This window comes from Microvirga tunisiensis (assembly GCF_009296175.1).
Lineage (GTDB): Bacteria > Pseudomonadota > Alphaproteobacteria > Rhizobiales > Beijerinckiaceae > Microvirga > Microvirga tunisiensis.
Genome location: NZ_VOSK01000006.1, coordinates 54170 through 66903 on the forward strand (window position 1 = coordinate 54170; position 12734 = coordinate 66903).

The 12734-nt window shown below is 62.3% G+C and carries 12 protein-coding genes; 3 read left to right on the plus strand and 9 right to left on the minus strand.

What is annotated here, in order from left to right; translation table 11 throughout:
- Positions 1-46: 46 nt before the first annotated feature.
- The 9 genes from FS320_RS03935 to FS320_RS03975 all read right to left on the minus strand — a co-directional run bounded on the left by FS320_RS03935 (position 47) and on the right by FS320_RS03975 (position 9302).
- The gene (locus FS320_RS03935; RefSeq protein ID WP_152709478.1) at positions 47-709 is read right to left on the minus strand and encodes a phosphoribosylanthranilate isomerase; all 663 of its coding nucleotides are present in this window, start codon (positions 707-709) and stop codon (positions 47-49) included.
- 13 nt (positions 710-722) lie between these two features.
- A complete protein-coding gene (lhpI, locus tag FS320_RS03940) occupies positions 723-1667 on the minus strand; it encodes a bifunctional Delta(1)-pyrroline-2-carboxylate/Delta(1)-piperideine-2-carboxylate reductase (protein WP_152709480.1) in 945 nt (314 codons plus the stop codon).
- 68 nt (positions 1668-1735) lie between these two features.
- Complete coding sequence (locus tag FS320_RS03945) at positions 1736-2089, minus strand: lipopolysaccharide assembly protein LapA domain-containing protein (RefSeq protein WP_162002792.1); 354 nt, start codon at positions 2087-2089, stop codon at positions 1736-1738.
- Between the two features lie 40 nt (positions 2090-2129).
- Positions 2130-2444 (minus strand): integration host factor subunit beta, encoded by a 315-nt coding sequence (ihfB, locus tag FS320_RS03950; protein ID WP_152709482.1) that lies wholly within the window; start codon positions 2442-2444, stop codon positions 2130-2132.
- Positions 2445-2470: 26 nt separating this feature from the next.
- Positions 2471-3436: a signal peptide peptidase SppA gene (gene sppA, locus FS320_RS03955; protein WP_152709484.1), complete on the minus strand. Its 966-nt coding sequence runs from the start codon at positions 3434-3436 to the stop codon at positions 2471-2473.
- Between the two features lie 292 nt (positions 3437-3728).
- Positions 3729-5426: a 30S ribosomal protein S1 gene (gene rpsA, locus FS320_RS03960; RefSeq protein WP_152709486.1), complete on the minus strand. Its 1698-nt coding sequence runs from the start codon at positions 5424-5426 to the stop codon at positions 3729-3731.
- 314 nt (positions 5427-5740) lie between these two features.
- Complete coding sequence (locus FS320_RS03965) at positions 5741-6961, minus strand: SMP-30/gluconolactonase/LRE family protein (RefSeq protein ID WP_152709488.1); 1221 nt, start codon at positions 6959-6961, stop codon at positions 5741-5743.
- Positions 6962-7220: 259 nt separating this feature from the next.
- Positions 7221-8516, minus strand: coding sequence for an MFS transporter (locus FS320_RS03970; RefSeq protein ID WP_162002796.1), 1296 nt, complete (start codon positions 8514-8516; stop codon positions 7221-7223).
- A 156-nt stretch (positions 8517-8672) separates the two neighbouring features.
- The gene (locus FS320_RS03975) at positions 8673-9302 is read right to left on the minus strand and encodes a 2-hydroxychromene-2-carboxylate isomerase (protein ID WP_152709492.1); all 630 of its coding nucleotides are present in this window, start codon (positions 9300-9302) and stop codon (positions 8673-8675) included.
- Positions 9303-9542: 240 nt separating this feature from the next.
- On the opposite strand from FS320_RS03975, the gene FS320_RS03980 reads away from it, so the two are divergent.
- The 3 genes from FS320_RS03980 to FS320_RS03990 all read left to right on the plus strand — a co-directional run bounded on the left by FS320_RS03980 (position 9543) and on the right by FS320_RS03990 (position 12636).
- Positions 9543-10775 carry an argininosuccinate synthase gene (locus FS320_RS03980; protein WP_152709494.1) on the plus strand — a complete coding sequence of 411 codons (1233 nt, stop codon included), beginning with the start codon at positions 9543-9545 and terminating at the stop codon, positions 10773-10775.
- Positions 10776-10942: 167 nt separating this feature from the next.
- Positions 10943-12457 (plus strand): cadherin domain-containing protein, encoded by a 1515-nt coding sequence (locus FS320_RS03985; RefSeq protein ID WP_152709496.1) that lies wholly within the window; start codon positions 10943-10945, stop codon positions 12455-12457.
- The gene (locus FS320_RS03990; RefSeq protein WP_152709498.1) at positions 12454-12636 is read left to right on the plus strand and encodes a hypothetical protein; all 183 of its coding nucleotides are present in this window, start codon (positions 12454-12456) and stop codon (positions 12634-12636) included. The genes FS320_RS03985 and FS320_RS03990 overlap by 4 nt, the downstream gene beginning before the upstream one ends.
- Positions 12637-12734: the final 98 nt, after the last annotated feature.

Sequence of the window (12734 nt, forward strand, 5' to 3'; positions counted from 1 at the left end):
CCTTGAAGATCTTAAGGCACGCCCGGGAGAGGACGCGCTGTCTAAACTAGTGATGGGCAGCAGCGAATGCTGTCCGGGCGGCCCTGATGAAAGCCTCGATCCTGGCCGGATCCTTGAGACCTGGTCCGCTTTCCACCCCGGACGACACGTCGACGGCCTGCGGCTTCGTGAGCCGGATCGCCTCCGCCACGTTGTCGGGATTGAGGCCCCCTGACAGCATGAAGAAAAGCTTGGGGTCAAGCCCGTTCAGGAGCCGCCAATCGAAGGCGATCCCGTTTCCGCCGGGGAGCGCGTTGGCCGCGCGGGGCGGCTTGGCATCGAGCAGGATGTGGTCGACGCCGGATGCATAGGGGCCAAGTGCCTGCAGATCCGAGGCTTCCGCGATACCGAAAGCCTTCATGACCGGGCGTCTGACCATGGAGCGGATCTCGGCCACGCGCTTAGGGCTTTCGCTTCCATGCAGCTGAATCAGGTCAGGGTTGATCGCCTCGATGGCCTGCGCGATCGCCTCGTCCTCCGGATTGACCAGCAGCACCACGCGTTGGGCGCAACCCCTGGCCTGCAGGGAGAGACGGTGACCGAGATCGAGGCTGACATGACGGGGGCTCTTGGGAAAGCGCACGAAGCCGACCATGTCCGCGCCTGCACCCAAGGCCACATCGAGGGTTTCGGGCGTCGAGAGCCCGCAGATTTTGATCAGACTATCCATAAAGGGTATTTTACTACACTTTTGCCAGGGAGCGCCACACCAGCATCGCCGCAGCCAGATCCTCCAGCGCTGCACCGACCGATTTGAAGGCCGTGATGGCCGCGGGGTCGCGGCGCGGCGGGTTGTGGCATAGATCCGTCAAGGTGCCGCGAATATGGCTCTCGGAGATGGCGCCCCGGGACAGGGCCACCGCGACGTCGCCGCCTTCCGACTTGGCGGCGGGCGTGTCGACATAGACCTGAGCCCGGCGCAGGGCCTCATCGTCGGCTTCGCGCATCTTGAGATTGAACGCGCCGACGAGATCGAGATGCGCGCCCGCCTTCAGCCAGGCTCCCCTGACGATGGGAGTGGTCGAAAGGGTGGCGCAGGAGACGAGATCGGCCTCGCTTACGGCCGACTCCAGATCCGCCACCGCCGCGACGGGCAGGCCCTCGGCTCGCAACTCGGCAGCGAGGATTTCCGCCTTCTCGAGGTTGTGGTTCCAGAGCGCCACCTCGCGGATCGGCCGCTGGCTCATATGGGCGCGGATCAGGAAAGGCGCGAGGGAGCCTGCACCAACCATGACCATGCGGCTGGCATCGTCGCGGGCGAGATGGCGCGCGGCAAGCGCCGAGGCGGCGGCGGTGCGCCAAACCGTCAGGCGGGTCCCGTCAAGAACCGAGACAGGCTCGCCCGTGGCGCCGTCCATCAGCAGATAGGAGCCCATCACGCTCGGAAGGCCTTTGGCGCCGTTCTCCGGAAAGACGGAGACGATCTTCACGCCGATGAAACCCTCCTGCATGGCAGGACCGGTCCAGGACGGCATGAGCAGGAGCGTGCCCTGGGCGCCGGGACGCTCGATCTCGTGGTGATGGCGCACCGGCGTGACCATATCGCCGCGAAAGGCCTCGGCCAGGGCATCGATCAGGACCGGAAAGCTGAGAACCCGATCGATCTCGGCAGAGGTCACGACGCGCATGGGAGGGTCTCTTCTGAGGAGCGCATCGTTGGTTGCGGAAAACCGGAGCCACGTTTCCGCACGATGCGTTAGAACCTGGAGCTTTGAGCGGAAGGAACGGTGGCCGGCACGGTGGTGGCCGGGGCGCCCTGCGATTTGAGGCGCTCGGTCTCATAGCGCAGCTGCCGCGTCTCGCGCCTCAGCTGACGACGGGACTTGCGGTTTTTGCCTTGCGCGAGCCAGCTCGCCACGCCGCCGATCACCACCCCGAGCATGACGGCGGCGAAGATCACGGCGAAGAGGGGCAGCTGAGCGGCGAATTCCGGCGCGTCCTGCGAGAACGGATCCAGCGACAGGGTCACCGGAGCGCGGTTCGCGACGGCGAGCAGAACGACCAGGATGGCAATCGGCAGGAGAATGAGCGCCTTTAGAAAGCGAATCACGAACACCTCTCAAGAATGACTTCAAGGATCCCGTCAGGGATCATTGGGCGGCCGCGGCCTTGAGCACCTTCGGAGCTGGAGCATTGAGCCGCTGACGCATTTCCTTGCCCGTCTTGAAGACGGGAACGACCTTTTCGGAGATGGAAACGGATGCACCCGTGCGCGGGTTGCGACCCGTGCGGGCATCCCGCTTCTTTACCGAAAACGCGCCGAAGCCGCGCAGTTCGACCCGGTCGCCCCTGGCGAGGGCGTCGGCGATGGTGTCGAGGATCGCGTTCACGATCTTCTCCACGTCGCGCTGGTAGAGATGCGGGTTCTGCTCAGCGATCTTGAGCACCAGTTCGGATTTGATCATGGAGTGGCTATATCTTTGACGTTGCTTTATTTTTCCAAAGGTTGCCAGACAGCCAGGAGGCCGTCAAGTTGCGCAACCTGCCCATGAGCCGATGTCCTGCGCAGCGCCTCGGCCACGCGCTCGAAACCGAAGAGATCGGCCACGGTCGCGCTCATGGCGAAGATCGAAAGATCCCGGTCGCTGCTCGGTTTCCAATCGCGAATCGGCAGGTCCTTGGCCACGCCCTTCGTCTGCTCGAGCCAGGCGACCGCATCCCGCTCGCCGCCGATCTTGTCGACGAGCTTCATGGGCACGCCCTGACGGCCGCTGAAGACCTGACCGGTGGAGGCGGTGGCCAGCTCGCCCTCGCTGAGGCGGCGGCGGTCGCGCACCAGGGCCTTGAACCAGTCGTAGGTGTCGTTGACCACCGCCTGCATGGCGGCACGGGCTTCCGGCGATGTGGGCTTGAAGGGGCTCGGCTCCGCCTTGAGGGGCGAGGATTTCACCTCCTCCAGCTTCACGCCGACCTGGCCCATGAGTCCCGACAGGTCGGGATATTGGAACAGCACCCCGATGGAGCCCACGAGCGAGGTCTCGCGCGCGACGATGTAGTCGGTCGCGATGGCCGTGATATAGCCGCCCGAAGCCGCCGTTCCGTCGACGAAGGTGACGACGGGCTTCTTCTCGGCGAGCCGGCGGATGTTGCGGTAGAGCTCCTCGGAGCCCGTCGTCGTGCCGCCGGGGCTGTTGATGGAAATCACGACGCCGGAGACCGCATTCGAATCGCCCACGCGCTGCATCAGGTCGGCGAGGCGCTGGTTGCCGGTGATCACGCCGTCGACGGAAATGCGCGCGATCTGGTTCTGGATCGCGCCATATCCCGCCCGGTCGGCGGCGGCGTAGCCAAGGGCGGCAACGGCCGCGATGAGGCCGGAGAATCCCGCAACGCGCCAGAAGGAGAGCTTGCGGCGCAGACGGCGGCGGTCGGCGATGGCTTCGGCATCGATGGACATCGATTGGTCTCTTGCTGGTTCCAGATCGGATGAGAAGGGCTGCACCCTAGAGCATCGGACCCGAAAGTGGAAACCACTTTTGGAATCCATCCGACGCTCAATTCCCTAAGTAGCGCATCGTCTTGAGCGGAAAACCGGGCGCGCTTTTCCGCGCGATGCGCTGCGAGGGCACTTAGGGCGGCAAGCGCGCCGGCCAACAAAAAACCCGCGCGATGGCTCGCGCGGGTTCACGAAATAAAAAATCCCCGGGCTTAAAGCCCGGGGATCCAATCAGGTTTCTTTTCGAGCCCGATTATTTCTTGTCCTTGGCCTTCAGAGCGGCGCCGAGGATGTCGCCGAGCGATGCACCCGAATCGGCCGAGCCGTACTGAGCCATGGCTTCCTTCTCCTCAGCGACCTCGAGGGCCTTGATGGAGACGGTGACGCGACGGGCCTTGCGGTCGAACTGCGTGACGCGGGCATCGAGCTTCTCGCCGGGGGCGAAGCGCTCGGGGCGCTGGTCGGCGCGGTCACGAGCGAGCTCGTTGCGCTTGATGAAGGTGGAGAGGTCGGTGTCGACGATCTTCACTTCCAGGCCGCCGTCCTTCACCTCGAGAACCTCGCAGGTGACGATCTGGCCCTTCTTGATCTCGCCGGCTTCGGCGAAGGGATCGCCCGCAAGCTGCTTGATGCCCAGCGAGATGCGCTCCTTCTCGACGTCCACGTCGAGAACCTGAGCACGGACGATGTCGCCCTTCTTGAAGTCGTCGATGACCTGCTCGCCCGGACGGTTCCAGTCGAGGTCCGAGAGGTGGACCATGCCGTCGACGTCGTTCTCGAGACCGATGAACAGACCGAACTCGGTCTTGTTCTTGACCTCGCCTTCGACTTCGGAGCCGACAGGATGCTTCTCGGCGAAAGCATCCCACGGGTTCTGGAGCGTCTGCTTCAGACCCAGCGAGATGCGGCGCTTCACCTGATCGACCTCGAGGATCACGACCTCAACCTCCTGCGAGGTGGAGATGATCTTGCCCGGGTGGACGTTCTTCTTCGTCCAGGACATCTCGGAGACGTGGATCAGGCCTTCGATGCCGGGCTCGAGCTCGACGAACGCACCGTAATCGGTGATGTTCGTGACGCGGCCCTTCAGCTTCGCCTGGACCGGGTAGCGGGCGGCGATGCCTTCCCACGGATCAGCCAGCAGCTGCTTGATGCCCAGCGAGATGCGGTGCGTCTCGTGGTTGATCTTGATGATCTTCACCTTCACCGTCTGGCCGATGGTTACGACCTCGGACGGATGGTTCACGCGGCGCCATGCCATGTCGGTGACGTGCAGCAGGCCGTCGATGCCGCCGAGATCAACGAACGCACCGTACTCGGTGATGTTCTTGACCACGCCGTCGATGACCTGCCCCTCTTCGAGGTTCGCCACGAGCTCGGAACGCTGCTCGGCGCGGCTCTCTTCGAGAACCGTGCGGCGCGACACGACGATGTTGCCGCGGCGGCGATCCATCTTGAGGATCTGGAACGGCTGAGCCACGCCCATGAGCGGGGTGACGTCGCGGACCGGGCGGATGTCGACCTGCGAGCGGGGCAGGAACGCCACGGCGCCGTCGAGGTCGACCGTGTAGCCGCCCTTCACCTGGTTGAAGATCGTGCCGTTGACGCGCTCGCCGGCCTCGAAGGCCTTCTCGAGCTTCACCCACGACTCTTCGCGGCGGGCCTTGTCACGGGAGATGACGGCCTCGCCCAGCGCATTCTCGATGCGCTCGACATAGACCTCGACCTCGTCACCGACGACGACCGTCTGGTCGCGGTTCGGGCCGGCAAATTCTTTGAGGGCGACGCGACCTTCGGTCTTGGCGCCGATATCGATGACCGCGACGTCCTTTTCGATCGCGACCACCTTGCCCTTCACGACCGAGCCTTCGCTGATCTCGTTCGTGCGGAAGGATTCTTCGAGCAGGGCCGCGAAATCTTCACGGCTCGGCTGTTGCAAAGCTGCAGACATAGGTTCTCCTGAATGGCCCTCGTTTAAAGGGGCAACGCCGGCGGCTCGTGTTAACGGGCCGTTTCCAGCCGCCGCTGCCTGAGGACGCCCCTTTTAGGGCCATGTCCGAGGCATGCCGCTCATTGAGCGGGCCGGCGTATCATCGACGGATGGAAACGCTTGTACCGACAAGACTTTTCGGAACACCGCGAGGGCGCGGAACACGCACCCTTACAATCGAAAACCGTCAATGTCTTGTCGGATGGGGGTTCTTTTATCCCATGTGGCCCCGGATCACAAGGCTTTCAAGCCATTCGGCCGGGGCCCGCATCACCTCACCCCGGACCTGCACCCTGAGTGTTGACATAGACCGCGTAGAGCGACTGGCTGGCCGCCATGAACAGACGGTTACGCTTGGGGCCGCCGAAGCAGATATTGCCGCAAACCTCGGGCAGGCGAATGCGTCCCATGAGCTTGCCCTCCGGTGTCCAGACGGTCACCCCATTATAACCGACTGCCCGCCCGGCATTGCTCGAAGCCCACAGGTTGCCGTCCACGTCGCAGCGCAGGCCGTCGGGGCCGCATTTCACCCCGTCGATCGTGCAGTCGGAGAACAGCCGCCGGTTCGAAAGCTTGTTGTCGGTGCCGACGTCGAAGACGTGAATGTCGCTCTTGCCGCCGGCGCCCGTGTCGCCCGGACCCTTGCCCGTGCTCGCGACATAGAGCTTCTTGTAGTCCGGCGAGAAGCACAATCCGTTGGGATCGGGAACCTGGTCCTCCGTCACCACGAGGTCGACGCGGCCGCTCGGATCGACACGGTAGCAGTTCGTCGGCAGCTCCCGTCGCGCGCTGCCGATGCCGGCAGCTTGGCCAAGCTTGGGATTGAGCCGTCCGCCCGCATTGCTCGGCCCGCCCTGAATGTCGGGTGCGCCTTCGTAAAGCTGGCCGCCATAGGGCGGGTCTGTAAACCAGTAGCTGCCATCGGGATGGGCCACCACGTCGTTGGGCGAGTTGAGGCGCTTTCCCTCGAACGAATCAGCCAGCACCGTGACCGATCCGTCGAGCTCGTATCGCACGACCCGACGGGTCAGATGTTCGCAGGAGAGCTGGCGGCCCTGGAAATCGAAGCTGTTGCCGTTGCTGTTGTTCGACGGCATGCGGAACACGCTCACGCGGCCGTCGTCCTCGAGCCAGCGCATCTGCCGGTTGTTCGGAATGTCGCTCCAGACGAGATAGCGCCCCTGGGCGTTCCAGGCCTGCCCCTCGGACCAGAGCGCTCCCGTCCAGAGACGGGTGATGGCGCTGTTCGGCTGGGCATATTGGTTGAAGAGCGGATCGACCGTGAGAACGTCCGGATCGGTGAAATAGGTTGTGGGGGCGCCGCCGGGGCCGAAGTCACGGGGAGGATTCGTCACCGTGCTGGGAGGCTGGGCGGGAGTCTGGGCCCATGCGGCGCCGGATCCGGCCACGACGGCTCCGGCACCCATGGCCTTGATGAGACTGCGTCTGGACAGGATATCAGGATACTCGACCGGCGAACGTCGCTGCGAAGTCATGGACACCTCCCTGTTTCGGCGTCTTTTTCACCCGCTGGTCGGCGGACCGCGAGTCTCGCTGAATGGATCAGAATCCCATATTTCAGCGAAGCTTGAACCGTTCTTTTGAGGAATGCGGTCAAGGGCCGACTCGAAAGAGTTATTGGGCCCGTCACCGCGCATGCCGATTGCAGGGGCTCGCAGCCATAAACGATTCACCCCCCGCTTTTCCGGAAAAGCGGGGGGTGAAAAGGATGGATCGATGTCAGAGGGCTCGTCCTCAGTCCTCGTGAATGAGGCTGTGCTCGCGGGTGTCCTTCATCCCGAGATAGACGATGAGGGACAGGCCGATCATGGCGGTCACGTACCAGAAGAAGCCGTATTCGATGCCGGCCTGCTTGAACCAGAGCGCCACGTATTCGGCCGTGCCGCCGAAGACCGTGTTGGCGATGGCATAGGGCAAGGCGACGCCCAGCGCCCGGATATGCGCCGGGAACATCTCGGCCTTCACCACCGCGTTGATCGAGGTATAGCCGGTGACGATCACGAGCGCCGCGAGGCAGAGGGCGAAGGCCACATACGGATCCTTCGTGCCGGCGAGCGTCGAGAAGATCAGGTAGGTGAACAGCACGCCGAGAATGCCGAAGCCCACCATCAGGGGCTTGCGGCCGATCTTGTCCGACAAGGCGCCGGCCACGGGCTGCAGCAGCATGAAGACGAAGAGCGCCGCCGCCGTGATCTGGCTCGCCGCCTCGCGGGAGAAGCCCGAGGTGTTCACCAGGAACTTCTGCAGGTAGGTGGTATAGACATAGAAGGCGAGCGTGCCGCCGGCGGTGAGCGCGATGACCGTGAAGGCCTGGCGGGGATATTTGGTGAAGAGCGCGAGGCCGCTGGAGCGCGGCGCCGCCGCGCCCTGCGCGTTCTTGTAGGATTCCGTCTCGGCGAGGCCGCGGCGGAGATAGAACACGATCACCGCGAGCACGCCGCCGATGGCGAACGGGATGCGCCAGCCCCAGGCCTCGAGATTCTGCTCGGACATGGCCTGCTGCAGGATCAGCAGCACGGCGAGCGCGATCAGCTGACCCGAGATCAGCGTCACGTACTGGAAGCTTGAGAAGAAGCCGCGCCGGCTTTTGCCTGCCATTTCGCTCAGGTAGGTCGCGCTGGCGCCGTACTCGCCGCCGACGCTGATGCCCTGGAGCAGGCGCGCCACAATCAGGATGACCGGAGCGAGCACGCCGATGCTGTCATAGCCCGGGGTGACGGCGATCATCAGCGAGCCCGTGCACATCAGCGTCACCGAGAGGGTGAGGCCCGCCTTGCGGCCCTTCCGGTCGGCGTAGATGCCCATGATCCAGGCGCCGATCGGGCGCATGAGGAAGCCCACGGCGAAGACGGCCGCCGCGTTCAGGAGCTGGGCGGTCTGATCGCCCTTGGGAAAGAAGATGGGCGCGAAATAGAGGGTGAAGGCTGAATAGACGTACCAATCGTACCACTCGACCATGTTGCCGGCCGATCCGCCGAGGATCGACTTGAGACGGCCTTTCTGGTCGGCGACACTGTTTTTCATCAACATCATGCGACTCGTTTTCCAACGTGGGCACACGCTCCAAACGAGGAGCGCATGGCTTTATGGAGAGGATGGAAGGATTGTCGGAAGGGGCGGCAGCGTTTGGCGTGTCACTGCGGCCTTATTTGGTTGACCCCGACATAGAGCCAGCTCGACCTCGGGTCAAACCGGCCAGTCCGAGCGCCTGGCCTGGGCGACGGCCCAGTCGAGGGCCTGTTCGAGGCGGTCGTTGCCCCAGAACATCTCGCCGTCCTCGGTGAAGAAGGTCGGCGCGCCGAAGATGCCGCGGGACTGGACCTCGTCGCCCATCCGGCGCAGGCGCGTCTTGTTGGCATCCGTCTGCGCCTCGGCCAGGATGGCCTCGGCCGCGAGCCCCAACGCCGTCAGGATGTCGGTCAGCACCGCCGGATCGGCGATGTCGCGGCACTCGCCGAACTCGGCCGTGTAGACGGCCTTCGTGAAGGCGGGGGTCCAGCCGGGCTCGATGCCGAGGAGCGCGACGCGCGCTGCCGTGAGCCCATTCTGGGGAAAGGTCTTGGGACGGTAGAAGGGCAGACCGAGCCGGGCGGCCTCCCGCTCCATGTCCCGCCACATGTAGCGCCCCTTGGCCGGATAGCGCGCAAAGGGCGATGTCTCCAGGCCTTGGGCCTTGAAGACGGGCCCGAGCAGGAACGGCCGCCAGAGAAGCACCACGCCGGCCTCCGCGGCGGCCTTTTCGACGCGCATGGCGGCGAGGTAGGAATAGGTGGAGGCGAATTCGTACCAGAATTCGACGTTCGGCTGACGGATCATGAGCGCCTTTCACTGCCAGAGCCCTGGAGGAAGGAACCGGCCCGCTTCCCAAGCCGGCTTTTCGCTCCATGATCTGACCTATCGCGTTCCTTTAAGTTATGGCAGTCCCTGGCTTTCCGGTCAGGAATGCAGAGCGGGCATACCATGCGATCCGACCGAAAGTGGCTTCCACTTTCGGGTTCGATGTTCTAAGTCGCGAGCACCCTTTCACTGGACCCTTGCACTCTGGAACCCTTTGCTATGGCTGAGAAGCGCGTGAACAAGGTCGTGCTCGCCTATTCCGGCGGCCTCGACACCTCCATCATCCTCAAGTGGCTGCAGACCACCTATGGCTGCGAGGTGGTGACGTTTACCGCCGATCTCGGCCAGGGCGAGGAGCTGGAGCCGGCGCGCAAGAAGGCCGAGCTTCTGGGCATCAAGCCGGAGAACATCTTCATCGAGGACCTGCGCGACGAGTTCGTGCGCGACTACGTGTTCCCGATGTTCCGTGCCAACGCGCAATACGAGGGCCTCTACCTGCTCGGCACCTCCATCGCCCGTCCGCTGATCGCCAAGAAGCAGATCGAGATCGCCGAGAAGGTCGGGGCCGATGCGGTCGCCCACGGCGCCACCGGCAAGGGCAACGACCAGGTGCGCTTCGAGCTCGCCTATTATGCCCTCAAGCCCGACGTGACCGTGATCGCCCCCTGGCGCGAATGGGACCTGCGCTCCCGCGAGCAGCTCATCGCCTTCGCCGAGCAGAACCAGATCCCGATCGCCAAGGACAAGCGCGGCGAGGCCCCGTTCTCCGTCGACGCCAACCTCCTGCACGCCTCCTCCGAGGGCAAGGTGCTGGAGGATCCCTCCGTCGAAGTGCCGGATTACGTCTATTCGCGCACCGACGGTCCTGAATCCGCGCCCGACACGCCGACCGTCATCACCATCACGTTCGAGAAGGGCGACCCGGTCGCCATCGACGGCAAGAAGCTGGGCCCGGCCGACCTGCTGGCGAAGCTCAACGAGCTCGGCAAGGTCAACGGCATCGGCCGCCTCGACCTCGTCGAGAACCGCTTCGTCGGCATGAAGAGCCGCGGCATGTACGAGACCCCCGGCGGCACGATCCTTCACCTCGCCCATCGCGGCATCGAGTCGATCACCCTCGACCGCGGCGCCGCGCATCTGAAGGACGAGCTGATGCCGAAATACGCCGAGCTCATCTATAACGGCTTCTGGTTCTCGCCGGAGCGCGAGATGCTCCAGGCGCTGATCGACAAGTCTCAGGAATTCGTCACCGGCGATGTGACGCTCAAGCTCTACAAGGGCGGTGTCCACCTCATCGGCCGCACGAGCCCCTACTCCCTCTACGACCAGGACCTCGTCACCTTCGAGGAGGGCGCCGTCGCCTACGACCACCGCGACGCCGCCGGCTTCATCAAGCTCAACGCGCTGCGGTTGCGCACCCTGGCCCAGCGCAAGAAGAAGCTGGGACTGTAAGACCGCAACTTGAGCTGGTTTGGGCGGGTCGCCAGTGAGCGCCTCGCCTGAACCTCTCATATCGTTCGCTCAGAATACAAGTCTCAGGTATAACCGGCTCTGAATTTACAACGAAATTCCGTTATGTTAGGAATTTATGCAATCCAGTCCATCTAGACGGAAGCACGATGGCCCGCATTGAAGTCACTGCCGAGAACTTTCCTGGAAAAGCCCATACCGGTTTGGGAACGGACACACTCGTGCTCGTCGGGGGAGGCACGTTCGATTTTGCATATGCGACTTTGTCTGGCTTCTCGGCAATCGCCATCGAGAGCGGAGCTGGCAAGTACGCGACCATCCGCATTTCTGGTGAACAGCTGACCCGCATCACATCGTTCAGCAGCACAGATTCCTACACTTCGTTGTCCCTCACCGGAAGCAACATCGATCTGAGTGGAAAGTCAGTCAGCAATATCAACAGTCTCTCCATAGCCGATGACAACGCAACCGTAATCGTCAGCAGTCTGGCTCTCGCCTTGAAGCTCAATGCACTTGAGCGCCAGGGGGAAACCATCGTCCTCAACGGACTTGTCTCAACTCCTGCAAGCCGATCAGACCTTCACAATCGGGGCTTTGATAGGATTATCGAAGGCTCGAATACCTGGACAAATGCGGCGCCTACTCTGACCGGCCTGAGCGGGCATTTTCACGTTCGCGAAGGTGAAAGCGTGCGTATCGATCCGGAGGGCGACGCCCTGATCTCGGATCTCGAAGGCCCGATTGCCTATCTCGACATCGATTTGTCAGGCAACGGCATGTTTTTCGTCATGAGCAACTTCAAGCTCGGCGCGAATTTCAGGATTCTCGACAATTTCTCTGATCAGATACTTCTGTACAAAGACTCTGTCGTCGGAACGATAAACCGCAAGTTTGGCGGCAACGGAGCAAGCATCGCATTTAATCAGTCCGCCACCGCGCAGATGATCAATGAATTCGTCCAGAATCTCTCTTATGCACCAGGCGACTTTATCTACGAAGAGAACGTCGTTGTTACGGTAACAGTGCGGGACAAGGGCTACAGGAAAGCGGAAGCCGTATTCTATGTAACGGCCGAAAACAATTGGACACCTACCAAGCCAACGCTCACGGGAGGTTCGGTCGTTGAGAACTCCGCTGCCGGTACAGTCGTCGGCACCATCAAAGCCACGGACGCCAACGGAGATCGCATAAGCTACAGACTTACCGACGATGCTGGAGGGCGTTTCCGTATCGAGAATGACAAACTGGTCGTCTCCGGCAATGCACCAATCGACTTTGAGCGGGCGACAAAATACACCGTCACCATGGTCGCCAATGATGGCGAACAGGACGGCTTGCCCGCTACATTCGTGATTTCCGTCATCAACGTCCCCAATAGCAAAATATCAGGCACAAAGGGAAAGGACACGCTTACGGGCACCGCAGAGAGGGATTTTCTGTATGGAGGACTCGGAAACGACACGTTGACAGGCGGCGGCGATAAAGATTTTTTCGTCTTCAATGCGAAGCTCGGTACTGCTGAAACGGATCGGAAGGTGAACTTTGACAAGATCACCGACTTCGATGTCGCAGCGGATTCGATTTGGCTTGACGACAAGATATTCAACAACACAGCCTTGAAGTTGCTCGGAAAAAGGCTTCAGAGGCGAGCCCGAAGAAGTTGAACAAGAAGTTTTTCACGGTTGCCGAAAAGGCCAAGGATAAGGACGACTATATCGTCTACAATAAAAAGACGGGCGTAATCTCCTACGATCCGGATGGATCAGGGTCGAAAGCAGCAATCGACTTTGCTCAGGTGAAGCAGGGTCTTTCCCTAAAATACGAAAACTTCTTTGTCATTTGAGACAACAAGAGTGAGCCCGTCGTTCCGTAAAGCGTGCTGGTTTATCTTCCGCCGCAGATGAGCTTAGAGCCTCGAGTCCAAATGCGTGTCACTTTGTG

Coding starts and splice junctions, on each gene's coding strand:
- FS320_RS03975 (WP_152709492.1), bottom strand. CDS start 9,302: ATGATCCGTCAGCCGAACGTCGAATTCTGGTACGAATTCGCCTCCACC.
- lhpI (WP_152709480.1), bottom strand. CDS start 1,667: ATGCGCGTCGTGACCTCTGCCGAGATCGATCGGGTTCTCAGCTTTCCG.
- FS320_RS03935 (WP_152709478.1), bottom strand. CDS start 709: ATGGATAGTCTGATCAAAATCTGCGGGCTCTCGACGCCCGAAACCCTC.
- FS320_RS03970 (WP_162002796.1), bottom strand. CDS start 8,516: ATGTTGATGAAAAACAGTGTCGCCGACCAGAAAGGCCGTCTCAAGTCG.
- FS320_RS03980 (WP_152709494.1), top strand. CDS start 9,543: ATGGCTGAGAAGCGCGTGAACAAGGTCGTGCTCGCCTATTCCGGCGGC.
- sppA (WP_152709484.1), bottom strand. CDS start 3,436: ATGTCCATCGATGCCGAAGCCATCGCCGACCGCCGCCGTCTGCGCCGC.
- FS320_RS03985 (WP_152709496.1), top strand. CDS start 10,943: ATGGCCCGCATTGAAGTCACTGCCGAGAACTTTCCTGGAAAAGCCCAT.
- FS320_RS03965 (WP_152709488.1), bottom strand. CDS start 6,961: ATGACTTCGCAGCGACGTTCGCCGGTCGAGTATCCTGATATCCTGTCC.
- ihfB (WP_152709482.1), bottom strand. CDS start 2,444: ATGATCAAATCCGAACTGGTGCTCAAGATCGCTGAGCAGAACCCGCAT.
- rpsA (WP_152709486.1), bottom strand. CDS start 5,426: ATGTCTGCAGCTTTGCAACAGCCGAGCCGTGAAGATTTCGCGGCCCTG.